13 protein-coding genes are annotated in these 16,426 nt (G+C 70.9%); 7 read left to right on the forward strand and 6 right to left on the reverse strand.

What is annotated here, in order from left to right:
• Nucleotides 1-143 precede the first annotated feature (143 nt).
• Genes ENSA5_RS32920 through ENSA5_RS32930 form a run of 3 tightly spaced genes read right to left on the reverse strand, consistent with a single transcriptional unit; the run spans nt 144 to nt 3,196 of the window.
• The gene (locus ENSA5_RS32920) at nt 144-1,859 is read right to left on the reverse strand and encodes an FG-GAP repeat domain-containing protein (RefSeq protein WP_181198402.1); all 1,716 of its coding nucleotides are present in this window, start codon (nt 1,857-1,859) and stop codon (nt 144-146) included.
• A 24-nt stretch (nt 1,860-1,883) separates the two neighbouring features.
• Entirely contained in the window at nt 1,884-2,591 is a 708-nt protein-coding gene (locus ENSA5_RS32925; protein ID WP_106395692.1) for a tellurite resistance TerB family protein, read from the reverse strand.
• A 17-nt stretch (nt 2,592-2,608) separates the two neighbouring features.
• Complete coding sequence (locus ENSA5_RS32930; RefSeq protein ID WP_106395693.1) at nt 2,609-3,196, reverse strand: gamma-glutamylcyclotransferase family protein; 588 nt, start codon at nt 3,194-3,196, stop codon at nt 2,609-2,611.
• A 275-nt stretch (nt 3,197-3,471) separates the two neighbouring features.
• Here ENSA5_RS32930 and ENSA5_RS38690 point away from each other — a divergent pair, with 275 nt between their 5' ends.
• The 3 genes from ENSA5_RS38690 (at nt 3,472) to murG (ending at nt 7,668) form a co-directional block, all read left to right on the forward strand.
• Nucleotides 3,472-4,530, forward strand: coding sequence for a hypothetical protein (locus ENSA5_RS38690; RefSeq protein ID WP_181198403.1), 1,059 nt, complete (start codon nt 3,472-3,474; stop codon nt 4,528-4,530).
• 74 nt (nt 4,531-4,604) lie between these two features.
• Nucleotides 4,605-6,488, forward strand: a complete 1,884-nt coding sequence (locus ENSA5_RS32940; RefSeq protein ID WP_106395694.1) for a VanW family protein — start codon at nt 4,605-4,607, stop codon at nt 6,486-6,488.
• Nucleotides 6,489-6,513: 25 nt separating this feature from the next.
• Nucleotides 6,514-7,668 (forward strand): undecaprenyldiphospho-muramoylpentapeptide beta-N-acetylglucosaminyltransferase, encoded by a 1,155-nt coding sequence (gene murG / locus ENSA5_RS32945; RefSeq protein WP_181198404.1) that lies wholly within the window; start codon nt 6,514-6,516, stop codon nt 7,666-7,668.
• Between the two features lie 38 nt (nt 7,669-7,706).
• On the opposite strand, the gene ENSA5_RS32950 is transcribed toward murG, so the two are convergent.
• Complete coding sequence (locus ENSA5_RS32950) at nt 7,707-8,663, reverse strand: LysR family transcriptional regulator (RefSeq protein WP_106395695.1); 957 nt, start codon at nt 8,661-8,663, stop codon at nt 7,707-7,709.
• A gap of 61 nt (nt 8,664-8,724) precedes the next feature.
• Here ENSA5_RS32950 and ENSA5_RS39505 point away from each other — a divergent pair, with 61 nt between their 5' ends.
• On the forward strand, nt 8,725-8,853 hold the full coding sequence (locus tag ENSA5_RS39505) for a hypothetical protein (RefSeq protein WP_258183097.1): 129 nt from the start codon (nt 8,725-8,727) through the stop codon (nt 8,851-8,853).
• Between the two features lie 123 nt (nt 8,854-8,976).
• Here ENSA5_RS39505 and ENSA5_RS32955 read toward each other — a convergent pair whose 3' ends face one another.
• Entirely contained in the window at nt 8,977-9,825 is an 849-nt protein-coding gene (locus tag ENSA5_RS32955) for a hypothetical protein (protein WP_106395696.1), read from the reverse strand.
• Between the two features lie 146 nt (nt 9,826-9,971).
• Between ENSA5_RS32955 and gcvP the strand changes: the two genes are divergently transcribed.
• A complete protein-coding gene (gene gcvP, locus ENSA5_RS32960) occupies nt 9,972-12,902 on the forward strand; it encodes an aminomethyl-transferring glycine dehydrogenase (RefSeq protein WP_106395697.1) in 2,931 nt (976 codons plus the stop codon).
• Nucleotides 12,903-12,904: 2 nt separating this feature from the next.
• Complete coding sequence (locus tag ENSA5_RS32965; RefSeq protein ID WP_106395698.1) at nt 12,905-13,387, forward strand: hypothetical protein; 483 nt, start codon at nt 12,905-12,907, stop codon at nt 13,385-13,387.
• 1 nt (nt 13,388) lies between these two features.
• On the opposite strand, the gene ENSA5_RS32970 is transcribed toward ENSA5_RS32965, so the two are convergent.
• Nucleotides 13,389-14,660: a hypothetical protein gene (locus tag ENSA5_RS32970; RefSeq protein ID WP_181198405.1), complete on the reverse strand. Its 1,272-nt coding sequence runs from the start codon at nt 14,658-14,660 to the stop codon at nt 13,389-13,391.
• A gap of 176 nt (nt 14,661-14,836) precedes the next feature.
• On the opposite strand from ENSA5_RS32970, the gene ENSA5_RS32975 reads away from it, so the two are divergent.
• Entirely contained in the window at nt 14,837-16,303 is a 1,467-nt protein-coding gene (locus tag ENSA5_RS32975) for a lamin tail domain-containing protein (protein ID WP_106395700.1), read from the forward strand.
• The last annotated feature ends 123 nt before the right edge of the window (nt 16,304-16,426 follow it).

A 16,426-nucleotide genomic window follows, 5' to 3' on the forward strand; every position in this document is an offset into this window, starting at 1 on the left:
GTGTCGCCTCGCGCCGGAATTTTTGCCGAGGGCGCGAAGCCAAAACGCCGCTGTACCGGGCGTACTGCAAGTTTTGGCGACAAAGCCCTCGGCGAAAAGGCCAAGCGAGGTGGCGCGAGGCATTGCAGCCCGGGCTGCTAGGGCTAGCCCTGCGGCTCGGGCAGGCAGACCGCGCCACCTTCGATCTGCGCCTGGGTCCGGAAGGTGTTGAGATCCTGCCAGTTCGGCGGCTCGAACTGTGGGATCACCCCATCCTCGCGCACGTTGGTCACGTGGTAGGTGTGCTGATTCCAGATCCGCCGGCCCTGAATCCACCGGTCCTCCGCGTCCCGGATCGCGGTGATCGTGTACGGCAGCTGCCCACCAAACAAGGTGTTGGACACAACCAGGATCTCCGCTGACCCGTCGTTGTCGATATCCGCGACGACCGGATACTCGAGCACGGTGCCGCTGTTGCGCACGGCGTTGAGCAGCTCAAAGCCCGTGTCGTCGAACACGTGCAAGAAGTCCTCGCCCGCGTAGACGGTCTGGGCCTGGCCCGCGCCGAGGAAGTCGAACGCGGTCCCGCCGGCCTGGCCGCTGGGGTCGGCGATGTTGGCCGACCACAGCTCGCTCTGATCGAACTCCCACACCCCGTAGTGCTGGGGCGCGCTGGCGCCGAACTCGGGCGCGCCGTCGCCGTCGAGGTCGTGGATGTTCGACGGGCGGTTCCAGTCGATGCCCTCGCCGGTCGGGTTGAAGCTCGACCAGATGATCGCGCCGTCGGCCTCGAGCAGCCACAGGCCGTCGTTGACCGAGACCAGGACCTCGGGCTCGCCGTCGTCGTCGACGTCGGCGACCTGGGGGTGGGAGGCGATCCCGCCCTGGTTTTGGATCCCGGGCACGACCCAGAACTCGCTGCCGTCGGCGCGGTAGGCCGCGCCGCCGGTCAGGATCTCGAGCTGGCCGTCGCCGTCGAGGTCGGCGGCCGTCGAGGCGCTGTAGATGCGGTCGGGCCTGCTCCACAGCTCGACGCCGTTGTGGTCGTAGAGCTTGGCCCCGGCGATGATCTCGACGTCGCCGTCGGCGTCGACGTCGGCGAGGGCGATCGCGCTCGACTGGGCCGAGGCCCAGTTGGTGTTGCTCGTCCACTTGACGCTGCCGTCGTGCTCGAAGGCGATCAGCGGCGCGCTGCCGTTGGGTCCGACGGCGACGATCTCGGGCAGGCCGTCGTTGTCGATGTCGCCGGCCGCGGGCGTGGCCGCGTACTGAACGAGCTCGGCGAATTCGAACTCGAACTCGCCGGTCTCGCCGTTGAGCACGACGATCTTGCTTGGCGGCGTGTCGCCGGCTTGGGGCCCCGCGACGACGAGCACGTCGGGGATGTCGCACAGGTCGATCTCGCCGTTGTCGTCGTCGTCGGTCAGGTTGAGGACCAGCGGCGTGGCGATGGCCTGGTCGAAGCCGGGCGGGCCGGTGTAGCTCCACTGGGTGTCGGGCTCGAAGCTGTCGGGCGGGGCGCTCTCGCGGCAGAGCCCGACGGCGTTCATGTCGTCGACGACCTTGCAGCTGGGCGGCTGGGGCCGATCGTCGGTGTCCGGCAGCGCGGCCATGTCGAACTTGGTCCCGCCCGAGTCGCCGTCACCGTCACCGTCGCCGTCACCCGGGTCGCCGTCACCGTCGCCGGGGTCGCCATCGCCGTCTCCGTCAGCGCTGCTCATGCCGTCACCGGTCTCGACCTCGCCCTGATCGTCCGGACCGGTGCCAGCGTCGAGGCTCGTCAGCGCCGTGCCAGCATCGCCGCCGCTGTCGTCGGCGCAGGCCAGCGCGAGGAGCAGGGTCAGGGACGCGAGCGTGGTTCGGGCTCGCAGATCACTCATGGCTGCGAGTATAGCCCACGAGGCCTACAGCAGGTCCGCGGCGTTCAGCAGCCCCGCGGCGCGGCCGATCGCCACGAAGCGCTCGCGGGCCGGTTCGGCTTCGACGGCGTAGCGTACCAGCTGCGAGACGAGGGTGAAGGCCTGCTGGCGCCGCGTCTTGGGCATGGCCGCGAGCGCGCGCCCGAGCGCGTCCGCGTCGGTCGGCGAGCTCGTTGCGAGCTGGCCGAGGCGCTCGCGCTCCTCGGTGGTCGTCGGCAGTCGCTCGATGAGATCGAGAAAGGGCGAGTGGTCGTCCTCGAACAGGGTCTCCCCACCACCGAGGGCCAGGGCCGCGAGCTCGGCTGTCCGGACCGAGAACTCTTGCTCGGCGCTCGTCCACGCCTCGCGCCAGAACTCGAGCTGCATCGGCTCGACGCCGAAGCGCTCGGCGATGCGCGCGAGCACGACCAGCTCCTTGGTGTTGCGCTCGCCGTCGACCATGGCCATCGCCCAGGCCTCTTCGAGCAGCGAGCGATGCTGGTCCTCGGGCGGGTCGGGCAGGGCGGCGTAGCGGGCCTCGAGCTCGGCCTTGTCGCCGATGATCCTGAGCCAGTCGGCGTAGGCATCCTCGGGGATCCGATCGTCGACCATCGCCATCAGGCGCTCGACCTCGTTGCCGTCGAGCACGTCGTCGGCGTGGGCGATCAGTCCACACGCAACCAGGAGCCACTCGGTCTCGGACGAAACGGTCATTGCGGCGGAGGGTAGCCTCAGCCGAGCAAGTGGACCAGCGCGAAGGCCAGGCCCGCCAGCAACAGCCCGACCAGCGCGGTGGTGCTGACCAGGCCGATCCGCGACGCGAGCGGAAACAGCCACGCCAGGGCCAGGCTCGCGCGCCCGCCCTCGGACACGGCCCGCTCGTAGCGGGCGATGAGCTCGGGCGGGAGCCCGTGGGCCCGGGCTCCGGCGGCGAGCTTGCGGGCATAGCGGGCGCTCGGGCGGCGCGGGGTCGCCGTGCGCTGGCGGGGGTCGAGGCGAAAGGCGAAGCAGGTCACGGTCGCGCCGCGCGAGTGGATCTCGGCGGCGTGGTCGGGGTCGAGCAGCTCGGCGTCGAGCTCGACGACCTCGTAGCCGCGCTCGAAGCGAACCAGCTTGGCCCAGGTCTCGTCGCTGAAGTCGATGATCACGCCGAGCGCGGTCTCGCCCGGGGCTGGTTCGAGCCCGGCGAAGGCGGGCTCGAACAGCGGCACGCCTCGGACGACGAAGCGGACGGCGTGGTCAGCGATCCGCGCGGGCCAGGCGGCGCCGACCGACTCCGGGTGGGCCATCTGCGCGCCGTAGACGAAGACCCGGGGCATCGGCGCGAGTGTACTTCACGCAGGTCGGCGCCCGCGGCATTTCCTTCGGTGCCACTGCTCGGGGTGTCAGCGTATTTGCGAATCTGCGCGGTGCAGAGAATGCCGATAGCGAGGGCTCAGTAGCGTTTATCGTTTTGCTGCATCGAGCTCCGCCTAGTCGGCACCAAGGGCCACCTTGACGGCCAAAAGACCAAAGGCTTCGGCTGTGAACCTTGTTTGCTCTGGCCGGCAACTGGCCATAGTGGCGACGCCAAGTCGCCGGGGGATGTCGACGAATGCGCGCCGCTAAAAACCTGCTGATTCCGATCACCACTATTTCTGCGCTCGCGCTGCTCGCGTGCGGGTACACGGGACGGCCTGACTACGGTGGCGAGGGCACCGACTCGGGCATCGATCCGGGCCTCGACGGGGGGGCCGACGGCACGGGCGCCGGGGCCCCCGGCGGTCCCGGGAACCCGCTCAAGCTCGACGCCCCGCCCGACGAGTCCGGCATGGTCGACGCGGGGGACGTGAGCCACTGGGGCTGCGAGCAGGTCGACCTGCTGTTCGTGATCGACAACTCGGGCAGCATGGATGACAAGCAGGTCAACCTCGTCAACAGCGTCCCGAGCTTCATCAGCGAGATCCAGACCCAGCTCGCCGACGCCGACAGCTACCACGTCGGCGTGATCACCTCGGATGAGTACGAGTACAACGACGGCTGCGACGACGAGGGGGCGATGGTGATCACGACCGGGGGCAGCGACTCGAGCGACGCGGTCTGCGGCCCCTACGCCGAGGGCTACAGCTACATGACCGAGTTCGACGACCTCGACATCGCGTTCCCGTGCGCGGCCAAGGTCGGGACCGACGGCGACGGCGACGAGCGGCCGATGCAGACCATGCAGGCCGCGCTCTCGCCCGAGATGAACGAGCCCGGCGGCTGCAACGAGGGCTTCTTGCGCGACGACGCCCTGCTCGTCATCGTGATCATCACCGACGAAGAGGACGACCACGAGGCCGAAGGTTGCTCCGAGAATTCCTACCCGGGCTCGAGCGGCGACCCCCCGGACTGGTTCGAGGAGGTCGTCGAGGCCAAGGGCGGCGTCGAGCAGAACGTCGTCGTGCTCGCGCTCGTGGGCCCGCCGGGCCCCGACCCCGCGACCTGCCCGGCGATCGACAAGTGCGACAGCGACTTCGACGGGGCCGAGGTCGCCGAGCGGATCGTCTCGTTCACGACGATGTTCACCAACGGCTTCGTCGGGCGGGTCTGCGAGCCCTCCTACGGCGAGTTCTTCTCGGAGGCGGTCGGCGTGATCTCGACGGCCTGCGAGAATTTCGAGCCGATCGGGTGAAAGCTCATCGGACGCGTGGCGCTCGGGAGTGAGGTGAGGGAGACTGTTGGCCGCGGGGCGCGGCCCCGTCTGCCATGGACGAGCTCCACCCGATTGACCTCGCCCTGCACCGGGCGAAGGTCCAGGTCCATCGCTTGCTGCGCTGGGCCGACGACCGTAGCGACCCGGTCGTGCCCGCCCGCGCGGGTCGCCTGCTCGTCGACCTGCCCCTCGCCAGCGAAGATCGGAGCCCGCTGTGGAAGGTCGATCTCGACCCGCGCGAGCTCGAGCTCGAGCTCGGCAAGGTCGAGAACCTGCGGGTCGCGGCCCGGGCCCTCGACGGGCTCGAGTTCGAGGCTCGGCAGGTGTTCTCGTTCTGGGCCCAGGTCGGGCCGCCGCTGCGCGTGCGCGGCTTCGTGGTCGGGCGTGAGCTGCGCGAGGGCTGCGTGGTCCCGGGCGTTGGTGGGGGCCTGTGCCTGCTCTCGAACGCGCTGTACGGGGCTGCTGCGCGGGCAGGCTTCGAATTGCTCGAGCGTCACCCCCACAGCCGCCGCCCGCCGGGCTCGCGCGCGGCCCTGGGCGAAGACGCGACCGTGGCCTGGAACTACGTGGATCTGCGCTTCGCCGCCGCGCAGCCGTGGCGGCTCGAGGTCCACCTCGACGCCGAGGCGCTGATCGTCGGGATCCGAAGCGGGATCCGAAGCGAAGGTCGGCGCCGCTCGGTCGGCGTGGTCCACGAGCGCCGCAGCCCCGAGGCCCGCGCGGATGAGCGCGAGGCCAAGCTCGGCCGCGCCCGCAGGCGGTCGGGCGCGCGCTCGAGCGCGTGGTCGGGCGAGGTCGGCCCGAGCTGCATGTCGTGCGATCAGCCCTGCGAGTACGCGCGGCCACCGGGCACCTCGATCACGCGTGGGCGACGAAGCTGGCTGGTCGATGGGGTCTGGCCCGAGTACGCCGCGTACCTCAAAGCCCACGCGCGCCCCGAGGATCAGCTGTTGATGCCGATCGACGGCGAGCTGCTCCGGCGGCCCCGCTACGCCTGGCCCGGCGCTCGCGTCGGTCGTCGCAAACAATTCCCGGCGCTCACGCTGGCTCGCTCGCTGCGTTCGCGCCAACTCGCGAGCCAGGGCGCGGCCCGTCAGCGCGCCTTGCTCGAGCACGAGCGTCGCCTCGCGGCGGCCATGGCCGCCGCGCTCGAGCCCGTCGACACCGAGCTGGTCGTCGCGCAAACCCTGGTCCCGCATCTGTGGCGCGCGGGCGCGCTCGGGGGCCGGCGCGTCGAGGTGCTGATGCAGCGACTGCCGCTCAGCGAGCTGCAGGCCCAGCTCGACGAGGCCCACGCCCGCAACCCAGGCAGCCCGACGCTCGCGGACTTTCGCGCGGACCCGGTGCTCGTCGAGGCCGAGGCCGAGGCGCTCGACGCCGCCGCGCAGATCCTCTCGCCGCACGCGAGCGTGGCCGAGTGCTTCCCGGACAAGGCGCGAAAGCTCGACTGGTCCCGGCCCAAGCCCGGGCGCAAGCGCCGAGCCCCGCGCGCCCCGGGTCCGCCGCGCCTGCTGCTCCCGAGCGCCACCGTCGCGCGCAAGGGGGCGGGGGAGCTGCGCGAGGCGCTCGCGGGGGGCGAGCGCGCGCAGCTGTGGATCGCCGGCCGCGAGCTCGAGGGTCCGGGCTTTTGGTCGGCGTCGGAGGCGGCGGGGGTCCGCGTCGTCCACGGGCAAAGCCCCGAGCTGTCAGAGGTCGACGCGCTCGTGCTGCCGGCCTGGGTCGAGCACCAGCCGCGCGCGCTGCTGCGGGCGGTCGCGGCCGGCGTCCCGGTGATCGCGTCGGGGGCCTGCGGCCTCGCCGGCGTCGAGGGCGTGCGCACGGTCGCGGCCGGGGATGTCGAGGATCTGCGCGGGGCCCTCGACGAGCTGCGCTGCGCCCTCGACTCTGACAGCTCCGAGTGGCCCGGGCACCGCTTTGTGCGGGAATCTGGGTCGTGAATGGCTCGTCCGGTATAGGATGAGCATGTCGACGCTCGTGATGAGCCCCGAGCTGCGTGACTCCGCCCCAACCCGCGCCCGAGCGCTGCGCGTGATGATCGCGGGCGGCGGAACTGGCGGACACCTGTTCCCGGGCATCGCCCTCGCCGAGCAAGTTCGGTTGAGCGGCGGCGAGGTCCGCTTCGTCGGCACCGAGCGCGGCATCGAGGCTCGGGTCGTCCCGGACCAGGGCTACGGCCTCGATCTGATCGAGGTCAGCGGGATCAAGGGCCGCGGGATCAAGGGGCTGATCAAGGGCTTGCTGCGGCTGCCGCGGGCGTGGCTTCAGAGCCGCCGGATCATCCGCGAGTTCAAGCCCGACGTGGTCGTGGGGGTCGGCGGCTACGCGAGCGGGCCGATCGTCGCGACCGCGTGGCTCATGCGTCGACCGACCGCGATCTTGGAGCAGAACTCGGTCCCGGGCGTGACCAACCGGATCCTCGGCAAGCTCGTGCGCCGGGTGTTCGCGACCTTTCCGGACTCGGCCGGCCACTTCCCGGCGCGCAAGGTCGTGGAGGCGGGCAACCCGATCCGGGCCGCGCTCACCGAGCGGCTCGAGCGAGCGCGGGAGCAGGCCAGGGAGCAGGGCACGAGCCCGCGCTTGTTCGTGTTCGGCGGCAGCCAGGGCGCGCGGGCCCTCAACTCCGCGATGGTCGACTCGGCCGCGGCGCTGTCCGAGGCGCTGCCGGGCCTCGAGATCTGGCACCAGACCGGCCAAAAAGAGATCGAGCGCGTGCGCCAGGGCTACGCGGACGCGGGCCTCCACGAGCCCCGGGTTCGGGTCGTCTCGTTCATCGAGGACATGAGCGAGCCCTACGCGTGGTGTGACCTGGTCCTGTGTCGAGCCGGCGCGACCTCGCTGGCCGAGCTCGCCGCGGTCGGCTGCCCCGCGCTGCTCGTGCCCTTTCCCCACGCGACTGACGATCATCAGACCCACAACGCCCGCTCGCTCGTCGACGTGGGCGCCGCGCTCATGATCCCCGAGCGCGAGCTCGACGGCGCCCGCCTCGTCGCCCAGATCACGACCTTGCTCGGCGACCCGAGCGAGCTCGCGCGGATGCGCGACAGCATGTTGGCGGCGGCCAAGCCCCGCGCCGCCGCCGACATCTGCGAGGCCCTCGCGGAGCTCGCCGAGGGTTGAGCCCGAGCGAGGCGCGGGCGCCTCGGCCCTGATCCCGATCAGGGGTGCGCGCTCATGTGAGCCCACCGAGCCGAGCTGCCGACGCCCGTGGGGGTCTCGCGTCGCGGCTCGCGGAGCATCGCCACGAAGCGCGCGAGGTGCTCGACGAGGGCGCGGATCTTCGGGGTGTCTGCGAGCATCTCGGGCACGAGCGCGCGCAGCTCGTGGCTGCGACCGACGACCCCGTCGAGCACGGGGATCAGCGCCTCGTCCTCGCCGTCGAGATCGGGCAGGTGGGCGTCGGGCAGCAGCGCGATGCCGAACCCGAGGCTCGCGAGGCGGCGAAGGACGTTGTAGTCGGTCGTCGTCAGGACGGGCTCGACCGCGAGGTCGCCACCATCGAAGGTCGGCCAGCGGCGAGGGGCTGCGCTGGGCGCTTGCCAGCCGAGCAGCTTGTGGTCGGCGAGCTCCTCGATCGTCTCGGGCACGCCGTGGCGCTGGAGGTAGGATCGGCTGGCCCGAAGGCCCTCGCGCAGGGGCATGAGGGGGTGGGTCTGCCAGCGTCCCGGGGGCTTGTCGCGCCCGCAGCACAGCGCGATGTCGACGTGCTCGATCAGCTCGGAGACGGGGCCGTCGCAGACCCGCAGGTGGACGCGCAGGCGGGGGAACTGGGCCTGGAACAGGCCAAACAGGACCGCCAGTTCGTGGGGCCCGAGCCCGGCCGGGGCCCCGATCCGGATGTCGCCGGACGGGTCATCGCCGACCTCGCGCAAGGCGGCGAGCAGCGCACGTTGCTCGCGCAACATCACCCGGCCCTCGCGCGCGAGCAGCTCCCCGGCCGCGGTCGGGGTCACGCCGCTGCGGCTGCGCTCGAGCAGCGCGATCCCGACGCGGGCCTCGAGCGCCTCGACTCGCCGACGCAGGGTCGCCCGGGGTTGGCGGGCCTTCTCGGCGGCGGCCTTGAACGAGCCGCTGTCGATCACTGCCAGGAATGCGCGGGTTTCTTCAAGATCCATTTTAGGTTGACTCCGGCTCTGCTCGGGGGACGCCCGACCGTGGATCGGAGGGGCGAGACGCGTGGTCCCGACGGTGACGACCGTCGCGTCTACCGTCGTCACCGTCGAGACCGTCGGGGCGGCTCAGGTGACCGTCACGCAGGTGTTCATCGCCGCGGGGGCGGGCACCTGCGTGCGCTCGGATCGGTGACCAGCGGCCGAATTCAGCCCGCGAGGGGCGAATGGGCCGGTCGCTGCCAAGCGGCGGCAGCGTTGCGAGGGGCAGCGGCGTCACGGCCGAGCATCATTGCCAGACCCATGCCACCCGAGCGCTTCACTCGAAGCTGAGCGCGCCGTCGTGGGTGCGTCGGAGCTTGGTCCCGTCGGGGAACGCGAACAACATCGCGTCCTTGTCGAGCTCGACCAGCTCACCGGGCGCGAGCGTGAGCGGCGAGGGCAGTGGTTGGCTGGACCCTGGCTCCCCGCCTTGGGGGGCGAGCGTGGCGAGCTCGCGCGGCTCGGAGCGAGTCGCGGGCCGCGGAGCCATCGAGCCAGACTCGGGCAGCACTGTCCGGATCGCCGAGAACTCCCGCGGCGGGTTGCTGACCAGCTCGCGGATCGCGGCCTCGACGACATGGTTGGGCAGCGCGCTCGCACGCAGCGCGAGGTCGGCGGCGTGGACGAGCGCGTCCTCCGTCGCCGCGAGCACCTCGTCGGGGACCGCGACCGACAGGTACCTGATCTCGAGTAGATCCTCGTGCAGGTGATCGGGCTCGGCGACGCTCGGGGTCGCCAGTCGTGCGCCGCGCAGCGCGATGCAGTCGTCGATGAGGCCGTAGCCAGCCGGAAGATCGTCGCGGATCAGGTCGCGCTCGCAGACCAGGTACGCGAGGGCCGCGACGCGGACCAGGCGCTCGCCGGGGCTCTTGGTCGCGACGGACAGCGAGCGCTCGAGGGCCTCGATCGCTTCGGGCAGCGCACAGACCTCGCTGAGGTGATCGACGGCGATCGTCCGCGCGGCCATCCGCGCGGCGACGCTCTCGGCTCCGCCCTCGAGCCGCGTGAACAGGCGAGGGTGCAGGCTCAGGAGTTGCTCGGCGTACTTCGCCGCGTCACGTTGGGGATCGAGCTCGCGGACCCCGACGACCTTGATCCTGACCCGGTTGAACAGCTCCCAGCGCATCGCGGGCCATGAATACCGGCGCGCAGGGTTGATCGCATGGGCATCGCCAGTGCCCTAGCACACGCGGGTGATGGCGGCGCCTGGGCCTCTCACCAGCCGCCAGGTCGCGCCGATCCATTATGTTTTCGCCGACGAGATACAACACCATGGTCGAATCCACGCCGAGCTTCCTCGCCCCCTCCGATGTCTTCGTTCGCCGCCACGTCGGCCCGCGCCAGCGCGATGTCGACTCGATGCTCGAGATCTGCAGGGCGGCCAGCCTCGACGCGCTGATCGACGAGACCATCCCCGAAGCGATCCGGATGGACGGGCCGCTGGTCCTCGGTGGTGACGAGCCCAAGCTCGACCGTGCGCTCGGCGAGCACGAGCTGATCGCCTGGCTCCGGCAGCTCGCGGGGCGCAACCAAGTCCGCCGCAGCTACATCGGCCTGGGCTACTACGACTGCATCGTCCCGCCGGTCGTGCAGCGCAACGTGCTCGAGAACCCCGGCTGGTACACGGCCTACACGCCCTACCAGGCCGAGATCAGCCAGGGCCGGCTCGAGGCGCTGCTCAACTTTCAGACCATGGTCAGCGATCTGACCATGCTGCCTCTGGCCAACGCCTCGCTCCTCGACGAGGCCACGGCCGCGGCCGAGGCGATGACGATGGCCCACGCGATCGCCAAGGCCAAGCGCGCGGTGTTCTTCGTCAGCCAGCGCTGTCACCCGCAGACGATCGCGGTCATCCAGACCCGGGCCGAGCCCCTGGGGATCGTGGTTCGGGTCGGCGATCCGCTCAGCGCCGAGATCGGTGACGACGTGTTCGGCGTGCTCGTGCAGTATCCCGACACCGAGGGCGCCGTCGAGGCGTGGGACACGCTCGCAAGCCGGGCCCACGACGCCGGGGCGCTGCTCGTGGTTGCGACGGATCTCCTCGCGCTCACGCTGCTGCGGCCGCCCGGCGAGTTCGGGGCCGACATCGCGGTCGGCTCGGCCCAGCGCTTTGGCGTGCCGATGGGCTTTGGCGGCCCACACGCGGGGTTCATGGCCACGCGCGTGGAGTACCGGCGCCAGATGCCCGGCCGCATCATCGGCGTGTCGAAGGACAACAGCGGTCGCCCGGCCTATCGGATGGCCCTCCAGACCCGCGAGCAGCACATCCGCCGCGAGCGCGCGACGTCGAACATCTGCACCGCGCAGGTCCTGCTCGCGATCATGGCCGGCATGTACGCGGTCTGGCACGGGCCCGCGGGGCTGCGCCGGATCGCCGGGCGCGTCCGCGGCCTCCAGCTGATTTTGCGGGCCGAGCTCGAGGCGCTGGGCTACGTCTGCCCCCACGCCGAGGCCTTCGATACGCTGCTGGTCGGCGTGCCCAAAGACGCCGCCCCCTACGCAGACGCGCCGACCCTCGCCGACGCGGCCATGGCCCAGGGCATCGATCTGCGCCGCCTCGACACCTATCGCCTGAGCGTGAGCCTCGACGAGACCACGACCCTCGCCGACGTCGAGCGGCTCGTGGCCGTGTTCGCGGGCGAGCCCGATCGCGCGGTCGATCTGAGCGCGCGGGCGGCCGCCGTCGAAGACCAGCTCGAGTTCGGGCCGACCCACGCCCGGACCTCGACCTACCTCGACCACCCGGTGTTTCACAGCTACCACGCCGAGCACGAGATGCTCCGCTACGTGCGGCGGCTCGAGTCGCGGGATCTGTCGTTGACCACCTCGATGATCGCCCTCGGCTCGTGCACGATGAAGCTCAACGCGACCTCGGAGATGGTCCCGATCACGTGGCCCGAGCTCGCCAACATTCACCCCTTCGCGCCCGCGCAATTCGTTCAGGGCTACGCCGGGCTGCTCGACAGCCTGACCCGGTGGCTGTGCGACATCACCGGGTTCGCGGCGGTCTCGCTCCAGCCCAACGCCGGCTCCCAGGGCGAGTACTCCGGGCTCCTGGCGATCCGCGCCTACCACCGCTCGCGCGGCGACAACCAGCGGCGGGTGTGCCTGATCCCGACCTCGGCCCACGGGACCAACCCGGCGAGCGCGGTCATGGCCGGGATGAAGGTCGTGGTCGTCAAGTGTGACGAGCGCGGCAACGTCGACGTCGATGATCTGCGCGCCAAGGCCAAGAAGCACGAGGGGCAGCTCGCCGCGCTGATGATCACCTACCCCTCGACCCACGGCGTGTTCGAGGCCCAGATCCGCGAGATCTGCGGGATCGTCCACGAGCACGGCGGGCAGGTCTATCTCGACGGCGCCAACATGAACGCGCAGGTCGGGCTGTGTCGGCCCGGCGACTTCGGGGCCGACGTCTGTCACCTCAACCTCCACAAGACCTTCTGCATCCCCCACGGCGGCGGCGGCCCCGGTATGGGCCCGATCGGCGTCGCCGAGCACCTCGCGCCCTTCTTGCCCGGGCACCCGCTCGCGCCCTCGGACCGGCCCGGGGCGGTCGGCGCGGTCGCGGCCGCGCCCTACGGGAGCCCGCTGATCTTGCCGATCTCGTGGGTCTACATCGCGCTGATGGGCGCCGAGGGGCTGACCCACGCGACCAAGATCGCGATCTTGAACGCGAACTACATGGCCGCGCGCCTCAGCGAGCACTACACGGTCGTCTACGCGGGCGCGAAGGGCCGCGTCGCCCACGAGTTCATCCTCGACCTGCGGCCCTTCAAGCAGTCGGCGGGCGTCGAGGCCGAGGACGTCGCCAAGCGCCTGATGGACTATGGCTTCCACGCCCCGACGATGTCCTTTCCGGTCGCCGGGACCTTGATGATCGAGCCGACCGAGAGCGAGTCGCGGGCCGAGCTCGATCGCTTCTGCGACGCGATGATCTCGATCCGCGAGGAGATCCGCGCGATCGAGACCGGCGCGCTGCCGCGCGATGACAACCCGCTCGCAGGCGCCCCGCACACGGCCGCGGTGGTCTGCGCGCAGAGCTGGGATCGGGCCTACTCCCGGGAGCAGGCGGCCTTTCCCTTACCGTGGGTCGCCGAGGCCAAATTTTGGCCCGCGGTCGGACGGATCGACAACGCCTACGGCGACCGGCACCTGATGTGTACCTGTCCGCCGCTCGAGACCTACGAGGCTGGGAAGTAGCGATGGCCAAGCTCGTTTTTGGAGTGTTCGAGGACAAACGCGCGGCGGACGAGGCGATCGCGGAGCTGACTCGGCGAACGACCGAGCATCCCGCGTTTGGTGTTCAGAGCCACACGCAGGCGCCCCTCGACGGTGACGATCTGCCCGAGGCCGCGACGGAGACCGGGCGCAACACGATGATCGCGATGGTGGTCGGTAGCGTCGCGGGCCTGGTGATCGGCGTGGTCGGGGGCGCGACGCTGGACGTGATGGGGATGACCCCTGCGATCGGGGCGGCGGCGGGCTTGCTGACCGGCGCGCTCTCGGGCCTGCTCGGCGGGATGATGGCGGGGACGCGGCGGCCCAAGGCGGCGCTGCGGGAGGCCGCGGAGGGGCTGTCCGAGGGCGCGATCTTGCTGACGATCGAGGTCGGGGACAGCGGGCACGTGGACCTGGTCGAGGAGGTGCTCGATCGCTCCGGGGCGAGCTTCGCGGACTCCTGCTGAGCTACTTCGCGGCCGACCCGCCTTGGTCCGAGCCGCTTTGGTCTGACCCACTCTCGTCTGAGTCGCTCGGCGGGCACAGCTCGGGGTAGTCGACCGCGTGGGGATCGCCGCACAGAATCTCGGGCTGGGGTCGGATCGGCGGAGGCGGCGGCTCGCCGGGAGTCACGAGCGCTCGCGCGGGCCGATCTGGGAACACGCCGATGTACTCGATCTGCCCGTCCGCGCCGCCGTCGACGACGCGGCCTCGGACACCAAAGACGATCAGGTCGAGGAGATCCTCGCTCGCCCACACGCACCACATTGGCGCCTCCCCCCGCCGAACCGCCGGAACCACGCGGCGATCGATGTCGGGGCAATGGAGCTCGAGCTGGCCCGACATCCGGGCCGCGCTGCGCCGCAGCATGGCCATGACCGCGGCCGCCTCGTCGTCGGCGCGGATCGGCCGACTCGCGAGCTGTCGTCGGTCCGGCAGGCCCCACCTCGCGTCGCGTGCGACCAGCTTCGAGAAGGCGTCGCGGTCTTCGGTGGCCGCGGCGTGGAGGGTGCGGGCGATCAGCGACGCCGCGCGATGGGGCAGGGGGTAGGGGCCGGGCTGGGTCGTGTCTGCGTCTGCGTAGCGGGCGAGCAAGCTGTCGGGCGGGACCTCGAGGCCGGTCGTCTCGGGCTCGCCGATGCGCGGCAGCGGGGTCAGGGCCTCGCTCGGATCGGGCGCGTCGAGCATCCCCGCGAGGGCGGGGAGCATGTCGGCGGGGCTGCACGCGGCGTCGGTCCAGCTCAGGCGTCGGGCCGCGTCCCAGCCCGGGACCAGCGCCCAGTGCCGCTCGCCCGCGCTCGAGATCCAGAGGCTCGGGTGCTCGGGGGGCGGACCGGCGACGTGGGTGTCGTCGAACTCACCGCTCTCGTGCAGCGCGATCACGGCCTCGAACTCGCGCCCGATCACGGGCGTCAGCCGCAGCTCGTGGACCTCGCCCTCGGGCCCGGCGAAGCGGTGCACGCACGCGAGCTCCTCGGACTCGCCGAGGTACTCCCGCAGGCCACAGCTGCGCACGGCGAGCTCCGGATCAAAGCCGAAGTCGCTCTCGCAGCAGCGCGCCTCGCCAGCCCAGGGCGTCCCGAGCAAGCTTGGATCCCTCGCCTCGCCCGCGTAGCGTACACAGCGCTCTGAAGAGATCTCGGACCCGGACACGCTCGCGGCCGGAGTGAGCACCTCCGGTGGTGGCGGGAGGCAGGCGCAAATCGCGGTGGTCGCGAGCAGACCCGTATGCGCCAACACCCAAATTGCGCTTCTCGAGTCGAGCTGCCGCGTTGCTCGGGCGCGCTGAGTCTCGAGTCGAGTTCCGCTGTTCGTCAGCGTGGTGGCGGGCATGTGAGAACCGTTGCCTCGGTGGGCCCCGAGTGTAACCCGACAGGATTTTCGTGGGCCGCGCGAGCATGTAGCGTGCGCTCGCCATGAAGTACGGATACGCGAGCACGCTCTTGATCTCTCTTGGTCTGATCCTCACGCCCGGTTGCGGCGGTGATGATGTGACCGCCGCAACCGGCACCGACACCGACACCGACACGACCGGAGACGGAGACGGGGACGGAGACGGGGATGGCGACGGTGACACCGGAGACGGCGACGGAGATCCGGGCGACGGAGATGGCGATGGCGATGGCGATGGCGACGGGGATGGAGACGGCGACGGCGACGGGGATGGAGACGGCGACGGCGACGGCGACGGAGATGGCGACGGAGATGGCGACGGCGACGGAGACGGCGATGGAGATGGCGACGGAGACGGCGACGGCGACGACACCATCTACGAGATCCAAGACGGCACGATCCCGGAGGACACCCCGGTCGACGTCGACGGTGTCTGGGTCACGGCGGTCCGCAGCAACGGCTTCTTCGCCCAGGAGGAGGCCGGTGGCGAGTACAGCGGCGTCTGGGTCTACGTCGGCAACATGGGCCCGGACATCATGAGCCTCGAGATCGGCGACCTCGTCGACATCGAGGGCACGACCGCCGAGTTCGGCGAGATCACCGAGATCGACGCGAGCGCGGGCACCGTCAGCGACCTCGGCGTGCTCATGCCGATCCCCGCGCCCGACGTGGTCACGACCAGCGACCTCGCCGAGCCGTGGGAGAGCGTCTACCTGCGCATCGAGGGCATGCCCCTCGACGTCACGGCGCTGCCCGGCGGCCAGGAGTTCGAGATCAGCGACGGCGAGCTCGCGCTGATCGACGACTACCTCTACAGCGTGATCGCCGACCCGATGAACTTCCCGAGCTTCGGCGTCGGGGCCTCGTTCACGGCGATTCAGGGCATCCTCAACTTCAGCGGTGAGTTCAAGCTCGCGCCGCGCTTCGTCGAGGATCTCGAGGGCTACGTGGAGGCGCCGCCGCCTCCCTTTGCGACCATCGACGACCTCGTCCCGGGCGATCTCGTGATCACCGAGATCATGTACAACCCCGTGACTTGCGACGACAACAACTGCGAGTACATCGAGGTCTTCAACGACAGCGGGCTCGAGGTCAACCTGTTCGGGCTCCGCGTCCAGGATGAGAACTTCATGGCCGAGGGCACGGTCTCGGGCGACCTGATCCTCGCCGACGGCGAGTACGCGTGGCTCGGCCGGGGCCCCGAGATGGACTGGCTCTACTCGAGCCCCGCCGACGGCTACTACGGGCCCAACCCGGCCTTCAACAACAGCGGCGACGATCAGGCGGTGATCCTCAACAACAACGAGATCCTCGACCAGACCGGCAAGTACGCGGCCGGGCCCGCGGGCACGGGCGCGTCGTGGCAGCTCGACAGCGGCTCGATCGACGCGACGGCCAACGACGATCCGAGCAACTGGTGCTTCTCGACCCTGGACTTCGGTGACGGCGACTTCGGCACGCCACAGGCGGCCAACGAAGCCTGCGGCTGATCTTTGTCGTTAGCGCCCCGCTGTCTAGCAGCCCGTGGTGCTAGCAGCCCGGGCTGCTAGCCCCCTCCCGAGGGGGCTAGCAGCTCGTGCGCAGCTCAGGCCCCGGCCTTCGACCCGCGCCGC

It is taken from the genome of Enhygromyxa salina (assembly GCF_002994615.1).
GTDB classification, from domain to species: domain Bacteria; phylum Myxococcota_A; class Polyangia; order Nannocystales; family Nannocystaceae; genus Plesiocystis; species Plesiocystis salina_A.